This is a genomic window from Labrenzia sp. THAF191a (assembly GCF_009363335.1).
Lineage (GTDB): Bacteria > Pseudomonadota > Alphaproteobacteria > Rhizobiales > Stappiaceae > Roseibium > Roseibium algicola.
Window position 1 is genome coordinate 4,229,699 of sequence record NZ_CP045333.1, and the last position, 14,611, is coordinate 4,244,309.

At 57.5% G+C, this 14,611-nt stretch carries 15 protein-coding genes; 14 read left to right on the forward strand and 1 reads right to left on the reverse strand.

The annotated features are described in order from the left end of the window. Positions 1-105 precede the first annotated feature (105 nt). Entirely contained in the window at positions 106-468 is a 363-nt protein-coding gene (locus FIV05_RS19500) for a cupin domain-containing protein (protein WP_152511992.1), read from the forward strand. Between the two features lie 67 nt (positions 469-535). Here FIV05_RS19500 and FIV05_RS19505 read toward each other — a convergent pair whose 3' ends face one another. After that, entirely contained in the window at positions 536-937 is a 402-nt protein-coding gene (locus FIV05_RS19505) for a VOC family protein (protein WP_209009715.1), read from the reverse strand. 321 nt (positions 938-1,258) lie between these two features. On the opposite strand from FIV05_RS19505, the gene rpsB reads away from it, so the two are divergent. The 13 genes from rpsB to lpxI all read left to right on the forward strand — a co-directional run bounded on the left by rpsB (position 1,259) and on the right by lpxI (position 14,603). Beyond that, complete coding sequence (gene rpsB, locus FIV05_RS19510; protein WP_031268422.1) at positions 1,259-2,059, forward strand: 30S ribosomal protein S2; 801 nt, start codon at positions 1,259-1,261, stop codon at positions 2,057-2,059. Between the two features lie 144 nt (positions 2,060-2,203). Beyond that, positions 2,204-3,121, forward strand: coding sequence for a translation elongation factor Ts (tsf, locus tag FIV05_RS19515; protein WP_055654498.1), 918 nt, complete (start codon positions 2,204-2,206; stop codon positions 3,119-3,121). A 69-nt stretch (positions 3,122-3,190) separates the two neighbouring features. Further along, a complete protein-coding gene (gene pyrH / locus FIV05_RS19520) occupies positions 3,191-3,910 on the forward strand; it encodes a UMP kinase (protein WP_022998459.1) in 720 nt (239 codons plus the stop codon). A 111-nt stretch (positions 3,911-4,021) separates the two neighbouring features. After that, positions 4,022-4,585, forward strand: coding sequence for a ribosome recycling factor (frr, locus tag FIV05_RS19525; protein ID WP_022998460.1), 564 nt, complete (start codon positions 4,022-4,024; stop codon positions 4,583-4,585). Positions 4,586-4,616: 31 nt separating this feature from the next. Beyond that, entirely contained in the window at positions 4,617-5,384 is a 768-nt protein-coding gene (locus FIV05_RS19530; RefSeq protein WP_152510669.1) for an isoprenyl transferase, read from the forward strand. Positions 5,385-5,399: 15 nt separating this feature from the next. After that, entirely contained in the window at positions 5,400-6,242 is an 843-nt protein-coding gene (locus FIV05_RS19535) for a phosphatidate cytidylyltransferase (RefSeq protein ID WP_152510670.1), read from the forward strand. Positions 6,243-6,258: 16 nt separating this feature from the next. After that, a complete protein-coding gene (locus FIV05_RS19540; RefSeq protein WP_152510671.1) occupies positions 6,259-7,458 on the forward strand; it encodes a 1-deoxy-D-xylulose-5-phosphate reductoisomerase in 1,200 nt (399 codons plus the stop codon). A 112-nt stretch (positions 7,459-7,570) separates the two neighbouring features. After that, entirely contained in the window at positions 7,571-8,713 is a 1,143-nt protein-coding gene (gene rseP / locus FIV05_RS19545; RefSeq protein ID WP_152510672.1) for an RIP metalloprotease RseP, read from the forward strand. Between the two features lie 164 nt (positions 8,714-8,877). Then, complete coding sequence (gene bamA, locus FIV05_RS19550; protein WP_152510673.1) at positions 8,878-11,259, forward strand: outer membrane protein assembly factor BamA; 2,382 nt, start codon at positions 8,878-8,880, stop codon at positions 11,257-11,259. Positions 11,260-11,338: 79 nt separating this feature from the next. Next, positions 11,339-12,376 (forward strand): UDP-3-O-(3-hydroxymyristoyl)glucosamine N-acyltransferase, encoded by a 1,038-nt coding sequence (gene lpxD, locus FIV05_RS19555; RefSeq protein WP_055656567.1) that lies wholly within the window; start codon positions 11,339-11,341, stop codon positions 12,374-12,376. 49 nt (positions 12,377-12,425) lie between these two features. After that, on the forward strand, positions 12,426-12,890 hold the full coding sequence (fabZ, locus tag FIV05_RS19560) for a 3-hydroxyacyl-ACP dehydratase FabZ (RefSeq protein ID WP_022998467.1): 465 nt from the start codon (positions 12,426-12,428) through the stop codon (positions 12,888-12,890). Between the two features lie 6 nt (positions 12,891-12,896). Beyond that, entirely contained in the window at positions 12,897-13,694 is a 798-nt protein-coding gene (gene lpxA, locus FIV05_RS19565; protein ID WP_152510674.1) for an acyl-ACP--UDP-N-acetylglucosamine O-acyltransferase, read from the forward strand. A gap of 3 nt (positions 13,695-13,697) precedes the next feature. Continuing rightward, a complete protein-coding gene (lpxI, locus tag FIV05_RS19570) occupies positions 13,698-14,603 on the forward strand; it encodes a UDP-2,3-diacylglucosamine diphosphatase LpxI (protein ID WP_152510675.1) in 906 nt (301 codons plus the stop codon). Positions 14,604-14,611: the final 8 nt, after the last annotated feature.

Here is a 14,611-nt window from a genome sequence, read left to right on the forward strand (position 1 = left end):
TTCAACTGTATCTGTTAATTTTCGAGTTTTTGTATCTGTTTTGATTTTAGGAGAGATGTCAAACCGGGCCGGACATTTCATCAGTCAGGAGTGCCGGACATGGCAATGGAACATCCGATCCGTTTCACGGAAAAACTTGCAAGGCTCGAAGGGTTATGGTCGCCTCGCGTCATTGCGGAAATGAACGATTACCAGTTCAAGATCGTCCGCATTCAAGGAGACTTCGTCTGGCATGATCATCCTGAAACGGATGAGACCTTCATCGTTCTCAAGGGCGAAATCCGCATCGATTTTCGCGATCGAGCCGTTGTACTGGGCGAAGGGGAAATGTACGTCGTGCCGAAGGGCGTCGAGCACAAGCCCTATGCGGAATCGGAAGCCGAGCTGCTGCTGATCGAGCCGAAGGGTATTCTCAATACCGGCCATGCGGGCGGAGACAGGACCCAGGAAAACGATCTCTGGATCTGACAAAGTGGTTCGGGCCGGGACTTTTGTGCGTTCCGGCCCGGCCGGTGAGGCGATTCTTGGCGCGCTGTTACTGACCTGCGGGCCAGATAAATTCGACGCGGATTCCACCGGGTTCAGCCAGCATCATGTGCCTGCGTGGGCCCCCGCCGAGAGGCTCCGGCATAAATTCGATCTCTACTCCGGGCCAGGCCTTCACCTTTTCGGCGATTTCCAGCAGCTTTTCTTCGCTTGAGACTTCAAGGGCCAGATGGTGGAGGCCGATATTGGTTTTCCTGTCGAAGCCCGTCACAGGCCTTGTGCGATCTGCCTGCCAGAGCGTCAGGCGGGCGGTGCCGTCGGAAACGGTTGTTCGCGGGTAGTTGTCATCACGTGCCAGCAGTTGCCAGCCGAGCAGCTCGGTAAAAAAGGCGGTGGTCTGTTCCAGATCTCGGACTGTGAGGCCCAGGTGGTTGATGCCTTTGGTGGTCACGATGGAGTGTCCTTGCTGTGGCGAGTTCAAAATAGGTATAAATGACATGATTGAACGTCAACACGTGTCGCTGCTTATCGAGGTATCGAAACGTGAGCTTGCGCCAGAGCGGAAAAATTCGATTTTCAAACGGCGAGTGTGTTGAAGAAAACCGGCCCTTGGGCCTTGAAATAAAATTTCTTCCCAACTATAAGGCGCGCATTCCACACGCAAGGGGCGGAAACCGAGCTTATCGGGGTCCTTCCGGTGGCCGAAGGGAATTCTCTCCGGTCCACATCCTCTTGCGGAGGTCAAACCGGAAAAACTCAGGAGATAAGGGCCATGTCTTTGCCCGATTTCACCATGCGTCAGCTGCTGGAAGCTGGCGTTCACTTTGGTCACCAGAAACACCGTTGGAACCCGCGCATGGGTCAGTACATCTTTGGTGTACGCAACGATGTTCATATCATGGACCTGTCCCAGACCGTTCCGCTTCTGCACCAGGCTCTGAAGGCCGTGTCCGACACGGTTGCCGGCGGTGGCCGCGTTCTGATCGTAGGTACCAAGCGCCAGGCACAGGAATCTGTCGCATCTGCAGCGCGCAACTCCGCTCAGTATTACGTCAACGCACGTTGGCTCGGCGGCATGCTGACGAACTGGAAGACCATCTCCCAGTCCATCCAGCGCCTGCGCAAGCTGGAAGAAACCCTGTCTTCCGACGCTGCCAACGCTCTGACCAAGAAAGAGCGTCTGTTCATGGACCGCGAGCGTGAAAAGCTCGAGCGGAACCTTGGCGGTATCAAGGACATGGGCGGTATTCCGGACCTGATCTTCGTGATCGACACCAACCGCGAAGCCATCGCCATCCAGGAAGCCCGTCGTCTGGGTATTCCGGTTGCCGCGATCCTCGATTCCAACTCCAATCCGGAAGGCATCACCTATCCGGTGCCGGGTAACGACGACGCTGGCCGCGCTCTGTCGCTGTACTGCGACCTGATCGCTCGTGCCGCCATCGACGGTATCTCCCGTGCACAGGGCGCTTCCGGCATGGACATCGGCGCTTCCGAAGAAGCTCCGGTTGAAGAAGTTCTTGCTGAAGCTTCTGAAGAAGCTCCGGCTGAAGCAGCAGCTGCCGAGGCTTAAGCCTCTCCTGCCGCGGTCTGCCGCGGCAGAATATTGTTGAAATTCGCAAGGCGGGCTGCATTTTGTTGCAGCCCCGTCATAAAGGCGCGGAAGGCCATGGGCTAAACCGTGTCTCATCTGAAACCCCCATGCACGAGGCAATCGATGAGCATTACCGCTGCGATGGTAAAAGAGCTCCGCGAGAAATCCGGCGCTGGCATGATGGACTGCAAGACCGCCCTGACTGAAGCAGGCGGTGATATGGAAGCAGCTGTTGACTGGCTGCGCACCAAAGGTCTGGCCAAGGCTGCCAAGAAGGCAGGCCGTGTGGCTGCTGAAGGTCTGGTCGGCGTTGCCGCTGATGGCAACAAGGCTGCCGTGATCGAGCTGAACTCCGAAACCGACTTCGTTGCACGCAACGAAGGGTTCCAGGAGCTGGTCTCCAATGTGGCCAAGGTAGCCGTCGGCACCGATGGTTCCGTTGAAGCCGTTTCCGCTGCAAACCTCGGCGGCAAGCCGGTTGCAGAAGCGATCACCGACGCGATCGCCACGATCGGCGAAAACATGACCCTGCGCCGCACTGCGGTTCTGGCCGTAAACGAAGGCGTTGTCGCGACCTACGTTCACAGCGCTGTTTCCGACGGTCTCGGCAAGATCGGCGTTCTGGTGGCCCTGGAATCCGCTGGTGACAAGGACAAGCTGAATGGCCTTGGCCGTCAGATTGCCATGCACGTTGCAGCAACCAGCCCGCTGTCGCTGAACACCGAAGAACTGGATCCGACGGTTGTCGAGCGTGAGAAGTCTGTCTTCTCCGAACAGGCACGCGAATCCGGCAAGCCGGAAAACATCATTGAAAAAATGGTGGAAGGCCGTTTGCGCAAATTCTACGAGGAAGTTACCCTCGTGAAGCAGGCTTTCGTGATCAACCCGGATCAGACGGTTGAGCAGGCCGTAGAGGCGCTCGCTAAAGAAATCGGCGCTGAAGTCAAACTTACCGGCTTTGTCCGCTTCGCAATCGGCGAAGGGATCGAGAAGGAAGAGCAAGACTTCGCCGCAGAGGTGGCAGCAGCCACCGGGCAGTAAGCTCAAGGAAAAGCGCCGGCAAGTCCGGCGCTTTTTTTTTAGAAAGACAATTTCAAAAAGGGTGCACCCATGACGAATTCCTTGCGCTGGAAACGGATCCTTCTGAAACTCTCCGGCGAGGCCCTGATGGGATCGCAGGCTTTTGGAATTGACCCGGCCATCGTGCAAAGGATCGCCAAGGAAATCGCCGACGCAGTGGCTCTTGGCGCTCAGGTCGGCGTTGTCGTCGGGGGAGGGAACATCTTCCGCGGTGTTGCCGTCGCCGCCAAGGGTGGCAACCGCGTCACGGGCGACCACATGGGTATGCTGGCCACCATCATGAACAGCCTGACGCTTGCGGATGCCCTGCGCCGCCTGAAGGTCAATGCCCGTGTTCTGTCCGCCGTATCCGTTCCCTCGATTTGCGAAACCTTTTCGCAGCGTGTCGCTGACCGCTACATGGAAGACGGCGATGTGATCGTCTTTGCAGGAGGCACCGGCAACCCGTTCTTCACCACGGACAGCGGTGCGGCTCTGCGGGCTGCCGAAATGAAGTGCGACGCCTTCCTGAAGGGGACACAGGTGGATGGCGTCTACTCCGAAGACCCCAAGGTCAACCCGAACGCAGAGCGCTATGACACCCTTGGTTATGACGAAATCATAACCCGCAACCTGAAAGTCATGGACACGACGGCCATTGCCCTGGCCCGTGACAATTCCATCCCCGTCATAGTGTTTTCCATTCACTCACCCGGCGCCCTCGTCAGTGTGCTTCAGGAAACCGGCACCTACACTGTCGTGGGTGACTGAAAGTTTTAAGAACCAATCCCGGTTCAAGCTCTTGTGTTTCGGTGCGTTTATGCCATGTTGGCGCGCGCCGAGACTCTATTAAGCCAAGCACAAAACAACAGTGAGGATAAAATGTCGGTAGAAGGTGTGGACCTTGATGATCTGAAGCGCCGCATGCAGGGAGCCTTGTCGGTTCTGAAAACGGAATTTGCCGGACTGCGTACCGGCCGCGCCTCTTCTTCCATGATGGATCCGATTACTGTTGATGCCTATGGCCAGTCCATGCCGATCAACCAGGTCGCCACCGTCTCCGTTCCCGAACCTCGCATGCTGGCTGTTCAGGTCTGGGACAAGAGCATGGTGTCGGCCGTTGAAAAGGCGATCCGCGAATCCAATCTTGGTTTGAACCCGGTTGTAGACGGCATGCTGCTGCGGCTGCCGATTCCCGAGCTCAACCAGGAACGCCGCCAGGAACTCATCAAGGTGGCCCACAAATATGCCGAACAGGCAAAAGTTGCGATCCGTCACGTCCGCCGCGATGGCATGGACGCTGCCAAAAAGGCCGAAAAAGACGGTGACATTTCCCAGGACGACAGCCGTGTCGCATCCGATGAAGTGCAGAAGCTGACCGACCAGATGATTGCTGAAGTCGACGGCATGCTGGAGAAAAAAGAGCAGGAAATTTCCCAGGTCTGATTGACCTGGGGAGTGTGAGTTGGGGGAGCACATGAGCGTCAGCCCGGACCGCAACCTGCATGCACCTGCTGCGGATGAAACCGGTGCGAAAATGCCCCGCCACGTTGCCTTCATCATGGATGGCAACGGGCGATGGGCAACTGCGCGCGGTTTGCCACGGACAGAGGGACATCGACAGGGGCTGGCCGCACTGCGCAAGGTGATCCGCCATGCCGGCCGTGTCGGCATCGAAACCATCACGATCTACAGCTTCTCCTCCGAAAACTGGAACCGGCCCCAGGCTGAAGTCTCTTTCCTGATGGGGCTGCTGCGCCGTTTCGTGCAGCGCGATCTCAGCGAGCTTCACGAAGCCAATGTGCGTATCCGCATCATCGGCGGGCGCAGTGATCTGGAACCGGGAATTTTGGCGCTTCTGAAAGAAGCGGAAGACCTGACCCGTCACAACACCGGCCTGAACCTGGTCGTTGCGTTCAATTATGGTGCTCGGTCGGAAATCGTGCGGGCGGCACAGGAGCTGGCAGCAAAGGTTCAGGCTGGAGACATGCAGCCGGCCGATATAACCGAAGACGCGATCACGGCGGCACTGGATACCTCCGGTTTGCCGGATCCCGATCTCATTATCCGCACCAGCGGAGAAATGCGTCTTTCCAATTTCCTGCTGTGGCAGGCGGCCTATTCCGAGTTCTATTTCTGCGATCTTTACTGGCCGGACTTCGATGAGGCGGCCTTCGACAAGGCTTTGAGCTGCTTCTGCAGCCGTGAGCGCCGGTACGGCGGCCTTGACGCCAAGGCCAACTGACCCCCGGCTTGAGCAATGGCAGAACCAGATCAGAACCCGAAAAAACTGTCCGACCTTCGCCTCAGGTTCATTTCGGCACTCGTTCTGGGGCCTCTTGTTCTTCTGATCACCTATCTGGGCAATCTGCCCTTTGCTGCGCTGACGCTGGTCGCGTCCGGACTGTTCCTGTGGGAATGGTTCACGATCACCGGGACACAGGCAAAGTCACCCAGTTCACTCACCGGGTTCGCCACGCTGTTTGCCATTGGGGTGCTGACCGTAGCCGGACATCCTGACCTTGGTCTCGGGGCCATGGTTGCTGGTGCTTTGATCGCTTATGCGCTTGGTGGTTTCTCCAAGGCTGGACGATGGGCCATCGAAGGGATCCTCTACAGCGGGCTTGCACTGTTCTCGCTGCTTGTACTTCGTGAAGGAAGCAACGGGCTTCTGGTCGCGTTTTTTCTGCTGTTTGTTGTCTGGGCAACCGACATTTTCGCCTATTTTACCGGCCGAGCATTGGGTGGGCCCAAGCTCTGGCCACGTGTATCACCTAAGAAGACCTGGTCTGGTGCCATCGGCGGGCTGGTGCTCGCCACGGTTTTCGGCGCTGGCGTTGCTTTTGTCGCAAATGCGCAGGACCTGATGCTTTGGGCTTTACTGGCGGCCGGGCTCTCGGTCGTCTCTCAGGCAGGGGACCTTCTGGAGTCTGCCATCAAGCGGCGGTTCGACGTCAAGGATTCCAGCAAGCTGATCCCCGGGCATGGCGGCATCATGGACCGGATCGACGGTCTGGTGGCCGCAGCCATATTCGCCGTGCTGATTGGCCTTGTCGCTGGGGGCAGTCTTGCAGACCCTATTGCCGGCCTCGGTCTGATTTGAATTTGGAGTAACAGGCATGGCAGCTGCCTCTGCAGCCCGCGGCCCTGGCGCGAAAACCCGGATAACCGTTCTAGGGGCCACTGGGTCCATCGGCCAGAGCTTGGCGGATCTCATTCAAAGAAATCCGGACAGCTATGAAGTCGTCGCGCTGGTTGCGAACCGGAACACCGCGGGTCTTGCCGACATGGCAAAAGCGCTAAAGACCGGTTCCGCGATCCTTGCCGAGGAAACCTGTTATCCGGAACTCAAGGAGCGGCTTGCCGGCAGCGGCATTGCAACCGGGGCCGGTGAGGCTGCCGTTCTGGAAGCGGTCACGCAGGATACGGATATCGTCGTCGGTGCCATTGTAGGATCTGCGGGATTGAAGCCGACCATGGCCGCGATCCGGCCAGGGCGCCGCATTGCACTTGCCAACAAGGAATGCCTGGTTTGCGCGGGTGATCTGTTCATGGCCAAGATCCACGCGACCGGCGCGGAACTTTTGCCCGTCGACAGCGAGCACAATGCCATCTTCCAGGTTTTTGAAACCGACAAGGCCGACATGGTCGAGAAGGTTATTCTGACGGCGTCGGGCGGACCGTTCAGGAGTGTCTCGAAAGCCGATATGGCACGGGTAACACCGCAGCAGGCGCTCAAGCATCCGAACTGGGACATGGGCGCACGCATTACGATCGACAGCGCAACGATGATGAACAAGGGCTTCGAGGTTATAGAAGCGTCCCATCTTTTTCCGGTCGCCCACGATCAGCTTGGCGTTCTGGTCCATCCGCAATCGACGGTTCACGGACTTGTGCAATACAAGGACGGATCCCTGCTGGCTCAACTCGGCAGTCCGGACATGCGCACGCCGATCGCCCACTGCCTTGCCTTTCCCCGCCGGATGAACGTTCCGGTGAAACGTCTGGATCTGGCCGAACTCGGCACACTCACTTTTGAAGCCCCGGACCTGGACCGGTTCCCGGCGCTCCGGCTTGCGCTGGAAGCCATGCGGGCAGGGGGAATGGCACCGGCTGTGCTTAACGCTGCAGATGAGGTTGCCGTGGACGCTTTTCTGAAGGGTCGGATCGGCTTTATGGACATTCCGGCTGCCATTGAAGAGGTGCTGGATGCGATGGGGGCAGGCGGTAAGCTGACGGACGCTGCCAGCGTCGAGGATGTTCTTGCCATCGACGCAGAAGCACGGCAGAAGACTGGTGAATGGATAAGAACACGGTAATCGGGGTGTTGAAGGCCCCGAATTTTTGGTTTCCCACCATTAACACGCCGTAATTTTCTTTTTAGTACAATCCTTCAAAACAATCCTAGCTGCGCAGGATCGGACACAGTTCATGGACCTTCTCGTTTCCGCCTATTCCCTGATAGTCGGCACAATCATTCCCTTTCTTTTTGTGCTTACAATCGTCGTCTTCTTCCATGAGCTCGGCCATTTCGCTGTGGCTCGTTGGTGCAACGTAAAGGTGGATGCTTTTTCCGTCGGCTTCGGACGTGAGCTATTCGGTTTTAATGACCGGAAGGGAACACGTTGGAAACTCTGCTGGATTCCGCTTGGTGGCTACGTCAAGTTCGCCGGCGATGAAAATGCGGCAAGCATACCAAGCCGCGAGGCGATTGCGCAGATGAGCGAAGAGGACCGCAAAACGGCTTTCATCGCCAAACCGGTCTGGCAACGCATGGCCGTTGTGGCCGCTGGGCCCATCGCCAACTTCCTTCTCGCGATCGTGATCTTTACCGCTCTCTTCGTAACCTCCGGCAAGCAGGGGTTCGAGCCTGTCGTCGAGCAGGTTTTTGCGGGTGGTGCAGCTGAGCGCGACGGGCTTCTGGCCGGCGATATCGTGAAGGAAATTGACGGCAGGCCTATCCAGACGTTCGGCGAGATGCGTCAGATCGTCCTGATGAACGCCAATACGCCTCTCGTTTTCGAAGTCGAACGGGGCGGGCAAGACGTCACTTTGACCGTTACGCCCGACGCGAAGGAAAAAGAAGTCTTTTTCGGTGAGAGGCAGGTGGCCGGCGATATCAGCCTTCGCGGCGTGTCCGACCCGTCTCATCTCATTCACATCAAATACGGGCTTGGCGAAGCGGCTCTTGAAGGGACTGCGGAAACCTGGCGTATCATCGAAAGCACGGTCAGCTATATCTGGGGCATTATTTCCCAGCGGCAGTCGGCAGACCAGCTTGGTGGTCCGATCCGGGTGGCCCAGATTTCCGGACAGGTCGCGGATCTCGGATTCCTGCCGCTCATTTCTCTGGCGGCCGTACTTTCTGTCAGCATCGGTCTGATCAACCTGGCACCGGTGCCGATTCTCGACGGCGGACACCTCGTTTACTTCGCTGCAGAAGCCCTGCGTGGCAAACCGCTCAGCGAAAGAGTTCAGGACGTTGGTTTCCGGATCGGTCTGGGACTTGTTCTCATGCTGATGGTGTTCGTCACATGGAAGGATATCATGCGGCTCGTGGGAACCAATTCATGACACCCGTGACATTGACGCAACGTCTTCAGACTAAATCGCTTTCCGCCCGGAAGGGCGGTTGCGTTATCGGTAAAAACCTATAAAACACTCGTCGGTTCCGAGAATCTGCTGGGGTGAGTGCGGATTCTCGGGAGGGGTATTAAAAACAAAGGCATAGCGCAATAATGCAGCGATTGCAGAGACTTACACGGGCCGTACTGTTGGCGGTGGCCGTATTTTCGATCGGGACGGTTTTGCCGAAAGCTTTCGGGCCGGTGTCCCTGGTTTCACAGGCACAGGCAGCGGTGGCCAGAAGCATTGACGTGCGTGGCAACACCCGTGTCGAGGATGAAACCGTTGTCAGTTACATGACCATCGTTCCCGGACGCTCCTACAGCGCGTTCGATGTCGACGAGTCACTGAAGGCGCTCTACGCAACCGGCCTTTTTGCAACGGTCGACATCACCCCGCGTGGAAGCGTTGTCGTTGTAACGGTTACCGAGAACCCGATCATCAACAGGGTTTCTTTCGAAGGTAACCGGAAGATCAAGGACAGCGCGCTGGAAACCGCTGTACGGTCTCAGCCGCGTTCGATGCTGTCCCGTGCCAAGGTTCAGGCTGACGTCCAGAATATTCTTGAAGCTTATCGTCGCTCCGGTCGCTATGGTGCGTCCGTCGAGCCGCAGATCATCGATCGTGGTCAGAACCGCGTCGATCTTGTTTTCGAGATCAACGAAGGTGCAAAGACCGGCGTCGAGCGCATCAGCTTCATCGGCAACTCCGCATTCAGCGACGGCCGCCTGCGCGATGTCATCCGTACACGCGAAAGCGGCCTTCTGAGCTGGCTTCGCAGCACCGATACCTATGATCCGGACCGTTTGGCTGCGGACGAGGAGTTGCTGCGTCAGTACTACAACAAGAAGGGCTATGCGGACTTCCGTATCGTCTCCACCAGTGCAGACCTCGATCGCGAGCAGAACATCTTCTACGTGACGTTCACGGTGGAAGAGGGTGAGAAATACGAGATTGGTGATGTCGAGATCGTTTCCACGATTGCCGACGTTGATCCGGAAGATCTTCGCCGCCTGATCCGCACCAAGAGTGGTCAGACCTTCAACTCGCTGCGCGTCGAGCAGTCTGTCGAAGACATCACGCTTCGCGTGTCGGAAGAAGGTTATGCCTTTGCTCGTGTCCGTCCGCGCGGTGCTCGTGACTACGACAACAACACGATCTCCCTGATCTACTACATCGAAGAAGGTCCTCGTGCCTACATCGAGCGGATCAACGTGATTGGCAACGACCGTACCCGCGAGTATGTCATTCGCCGCGAGTTCGACATTGCTGAAGGCGATGCGTTCAACCGTGCGCTTGTCGACAAGGCGGAGCGCCGTCTGCGCAATCTCGGTTTCTTCGAGAAGGTTTCCATCACGACGCAGCAGGGCAGTGCGCCTGATCGCGTGGTGGTGAACGTTCGCGTCGAAGAAAAGCCGACTGGCGAAATCTCCTTCGGTGTTGGTTATTCGACGGTTGACGGTGTCATTGGTGACATTTCGCTGACCGAGAAGAACTTCCTGGGCCGTGGCCAGTTCGTGAAGCTCGCTGTTGGCGGCGGTACGGACACCCAGTCCTACGAGTTCCGTTTTGTAGAGCCGTTCTTCATGGGGCGTCGTGTTGCCCTGGATCTGGACCTCTATCGCAAGGTCGATGATGCCAACGACTACCGTTCCTTCGATCAGAAGAAGACCGGTGGCGGGTTCGGTTTCACTCTGCCGCTTCGGGAAGATGAGCTGACTGTCCGTCTGTTCTACAACATCTTCCAGGAGAAGAACTCCGATCCGGACAACAACTCGACCAACATCAACAACTGTGACACCGCAAGCCTTTCCCTGGCGGTCTGTGACTCCCTCGGCACCTACCTGACGTCTCTGGTTGGCTACGAGCTGCGTTACAACACGCTCGACCGGATCTTGGACCCGTCCGATGGCATCTATGCTTCCTTCGGTCAGGAAATTGCTGGTCTGGGTGGCGACAGCTTCTACATCAAGACCGAAGCTCAGGCTCGCGCCTACAAGGAAATCCTGGCTGACTACGGTCTGGTCGGTAGCCTGTCGGTGCGTGGTGGTAACATCATGGCCCTTGGTGATGAGCGTCTGCGTGTGTCCGAACAGTTCATGCTTGGCGGCACTCTCGTTCGTGGCTTTGAGAACCAGGGTATCGGCCCGCGTGACGCAACGACCGAAGACGCTATTGGTGGTCGGTTCTACTTCGCGGCAACTGCCGAAACCCGGTTCCCGTTCCCGGTCCTCCCGAAGGAATTCGGCCTGAGCGGGGCAGTGTTTGCCGATGCGGGTTCCCTGTGGGATGCCGACAGCAGTCTGGTGAACCTGGTGGAAACCAACGGTGGCCAGATAGACTCGAACGACTTCAACGTTCGTGCGTCGGTCGGTGCAGGTATCCGCTGGAACTCTCCGTTCGGACCTCTGCGGGCAGACTTTGCTTACCCGATCGTCAAAGACGACTCCGACAAAACGCAGATTTTCCGGTTGAGCGGCGGTACGCGCTTCTAAACTGCGGTCACATAGGATAAAAAACGGCCGCCGACACGTTCGGCGGCCGTTTTTGTTGGCTGGCAAGAAGGATAACATCATGTCCGAGCCAAAATTTTTTGAGTCTCCGGCTCCGGTCTCTCTTTCAGACATCGCAACGTGGGCGGAAGCTGAGATCGCTCGCGGCGAACCTACCCTGGAAATAACAGGTGTAGCGCCATTGGAAGATGCCACGCCCGGCGCTCTGGTGTTCTTCGACAACACCGCTTACCTGAAGCAACTGGACGGGACCACGGCAGCTGCATGCCTGGTCAACCGGAAACACAAGGACAAGGTGCCGGAGGGCGTTGCTGTTCTTGTATGTTCAGATGCCTATCGCTCCTGGGCGAAGGTTCTCGCCAAGCTTTATCCTGCAGCCATGGTTCCGGTAGAACCTGGCGCTGCAGTCATTTCAGAACGGGCTGTAATCGATCCGGCTGCGTCACTGGAAGACAATGTCACGGTAGAACCTGGTGTCGTGATCGGCGCGGGGGCAGAGATCGGTGCGGGCACGGTGATCCGGGCCAACGCTGTCATCGGACAGGGCGTCAAGATTGGCCGGGACTGTGTAATCGGTTCGAATTGCACGGTTCAACACACTGTGCTTGGCAACCGCGTCTATATGCATCCTGGCGTTTGCTGCGGTCAGGATGGCTTTGGCTATGCGATGGGGCCGATGGGGCATCTCAAGGTTCCCCAGGTCGGCCGCGTGATCATTCAGGATGACGTTGAAATCGGCGCCAACACCACCATCGATCGTGGCGCAAACCGGGATACCATCATCGGCGAAGGCACGAAGATCGATAACCAGGTTCAGATTGGCCACAATGTTGTGGTCGGCCGTCACTGCGTGATCGTTTCTCAGGTCGGTCTTTCCGGAAGCTGCACACTCGAGGATTTCGTCGCCATTGGCGGGCAAACCGGTGTGCGTGGTCACGTAACGATCGGCATGGGGTCGCAGGTGGCCGCGGTGAGCGTAGTCAACGATGATTTGCCTGCCGGGGGACGCTACGGCGGCACGCCCGCAAAGCCGGTCAAACAGTGGTTCCGTGAAGTCGCTGCCGTCAGAAAGCTTGCAGAGCGTGGCGGCGGATCGTAAACGGAATACAAACAGGACTTTGCGGCGGTAATTCGCCAAGGGGTATTATATGGAAGACGCAGAAAACAAAACACTTGCCAGCGCAGACATCATGCGGATCATGAAGCTGCTGCCGCACAGGTATCCTTTTCTTCTGATCGACAAGATCATCGAGATGGATGGCGACAACAGCTGCATCGGCATCAAGAACGTCACCATCAACGAACCGCACTTCACCGGACATTTTCCGGAGCGGCCCGTATTCCCGGGTGTTCTTCTGATCGAAGCCATGGCACAGACTGCCGGGGCTCTTTGCGTGCATGCCCGTGGTGACGATGCGCCGCCGCAGCTTGTCTATTTCATGACCATCGACAAGGCGAAGTTCCGCCGTCCTGTGGAGCCTGGTGATCAGGTTCATTTCCACGTCAAGAAGATCAAGCAACGCTCCAACATCTGGAAGTTCGACGCCGTTGCCAAGGTCGATGGCAACAAGGTCGCAGAAGCTGAAGTCAGCGCCATGCTGGTAGATGCGTGAGGAAATATGACTGACATACATCCAACGGCCATAGTCGAAGACGGGGCCGTAATCGGCGAGGGCGTTCGAATCGGGCCTTATTCTACAGTTGGCCCGAATGTGAAACTTGCTGACGGAGTTATCCTGGAATCGCATGTCGTCGTCACGGGCCACACGAGTGTGGGTGCCAAAACGCATATCTTTCCCTTCGCCAGCATTGGTCACAAGCCACAAGATCTCAAGTTTGCGGGTGAAGTGAGCTTTTTGGAAATCGGCACCAACAACCAAATCCGTGAACATGTCACCATGAGCCCCGGTACGGAAGGTGGCGGAGGCTATACCAGGGTCGGTGACAATTGCCTGTTCATGATGAGCTCGCATGTCGGCCACGATTGTCAGGTCGGCAATCACGCAATTCTGGCGAACAACGCCACGCTTGCAGGTCACGTCGAGCTTGACGACTTCGTCATTCTGGGCGGCTTGAGTGCGGTCCGGCAATGGTCTCGCGTTGGAACAGGTGCGATCGTCGGCGGAATGACCGGCGTCGAATTCGACGTCATTCCCTATGGTTCCGTGATCGGTGACCGCGCACGTCTTGCCGGTCTCAATCTGGTTGGTCTCAAGCGCAAGGGCTTGCCTCGGGAGCAGATCCACGCTTTGCGGGCAGCTTATCGCGCACTGTTTGAGAGCAACGAAGGAACCCTGCGCAGCCGGGCAGAAGCTGTTGCTGCAGAAGGTGCCGATCAACCCCTGGTCAAGACGGTTACCGACTTCATCCTTGAAAAGGAAGACCGCCGGTTCTGCACGCCGCGCAGCGATGACTGACGGATGAACGGGGCAGATACGGGACTGGAGCCACGCCTTGCCCTGATCGCAGGCAATGGCAGTCTGCCCTGTCAGATTGCTGAAGCGCTCAGAAGCGCCGGACGTGAATTCAGGATTATCGCCATCAAGGGCGAAGCTGATGAACGCACGCGGGCACAGGCCGATACCGAACTCGGCTGGGGCGAAATCGGCCGGCTTTACAAATTTCTGAAAAAGACCGGGTGCCGGGACGTGCTTCTGATCGGAGGTGTATCCAGGCGCCCCGATTTCACGTCCATACTTGGCGATTTGGGTACCTTGAAGCGATTGCCGACGATCATCCGGGCACTGGCCGGCGGTGATGACAGTCTGTTGACCAAGGTGATCCGGCTGTTTGAAGTTGAGGGGTATCGCGTTGTGGGGATCAAGGATGTGGCGCCGCAACTGCTTGCCTCAAGTGGTGTGCTTGGCAAAGTTCAGCCGAACCAGGGAGACTGGCGGGATGCTGAGCTGGCCTTGCGGGCGACGGAAAAGCTCGGTGAACTCGATATCGGTCAGGCGGCGATTGCCGTTGGTGGGCGGGTTGTTGCGCTTGAAGGGGCAGAAGGGACCGACGCCATGCTGCAGCGCTGCGCGGAGCTCAAGCGCATTGGCAGGATCCGTTCCAAAGGCCGCGCGGGTGTCTTGGTAAAGACAGCAAAGCCGAACCAGGACTTGCGGGTGGATCTTCCAACCGTCGGCCCGATGACTATTGACCTCGCAGCTGCAGCAGGCCTTGCCGGCATTGCAGTTGAGGCGAGCGGCGCACTGATCGCGGAAAAGGAAGAGACGCTCAGGAAGGCGGACAATGCCGGCCTTTTTGTCATCGGTATAGAGCACGGCACGAGGATTGGTGCCTCCTCAAAGGGACAATCGGACGAGCGTTCGTGATGACAGGA

Bases quoted from the DNA above. Each gene is read 5' to 3' on its own strand.
- frr (WP_022998460.1), top strand. From the start codon at position 4,022: ATGTCGGTAGAAGGTGTGGACCTTGATGATCTGAAGCGCCGCATGCAG.
- rpsB (WP_031268422.1), top strand. From the start codon at position 1,259: ATGTCTTTGCCCGATTTCACCATGCGTCAGCTGCTGGAAGCTGGCGTT.
- tsf (WP_055654498.1), top strand. From the start codon at position 2,204: ATGAGCATTACCGCTGCGATGGTAAAAGAGCTCCGCGAGAAATCCGGC.
- FIV05_RS19500 (WP_152511992.1), top strand. From the start codon at position 106: ATGGAACATCCGATCCGTTTCACGGAAAAACTTGCAAGGCTCGAAGGG.
- FIV05_RS19530 (WP_152510669.1), top strand. From the start codon at position 4,617: ATGAGCGTCAGCCCGGACCGCAACCTGCATGCACCTGCTGCGGATGAA.
- fabZ (WP_022998467.1), top strand. From the start codon at position 12,426: ATGGAAGACGCAGAAAACAAAACACTTGCCAGCGCAGACATCATGCGG.
- FIV05_RS19535 (WP_152510670.1), top strand. From the start codon at position 5,400: ATGGCAGAACCAGATCAGAACCCGAAAAAACTGTCCGACCTTCGCCTC.
- pyrH (WP_022998459.1), top strand. From the start codon at position 3,191: ATGACGAATTCCTTGCGCTGGAAACGGATCCTTCTGAAACTCTCCGGC.
- bamA (WP_152510673.1), top strand. From the start codon at position 8,878: ATGCAGCGATTGCAGAGACTTACACGGGCCGTACTGTTGGCGGTGGCC.
- lpxA (WP_152510674.1), top strand. From the start codon at position 12,897: ATGACTGACATACATCCAACGGCCATAGTCGAAGACGGGGCCGTAATC.
- rseP (WP_152510672.1), top strand. From the start codon at position 7,571: ATGGACCTTCTCGTTTCCGCCTATTCCCTGATAGTCGGCACAATCATT.
- FIV05_RS19540 (WP_152510671.1), top strand. From the start codon at position 6,259: ATGGCAGCTGCCTCTGCAGCCCGCGGCCCTGGCGCGAAAACCCGGATA.
- lpxD (WP_055656567.1), top strand. From the start codon at position 11,339: ATGTCCGAGCCAAAATTTTTTGAGTCTCCGGCTCCGGTCTCTCTTTCA.
- lpxI (WP_152510675.1), top strand. From the start codon at position 13,698: ATGAACGGGGCAGATACGGGACTGGAGCCACGCCTTGCCCTGATCGCA.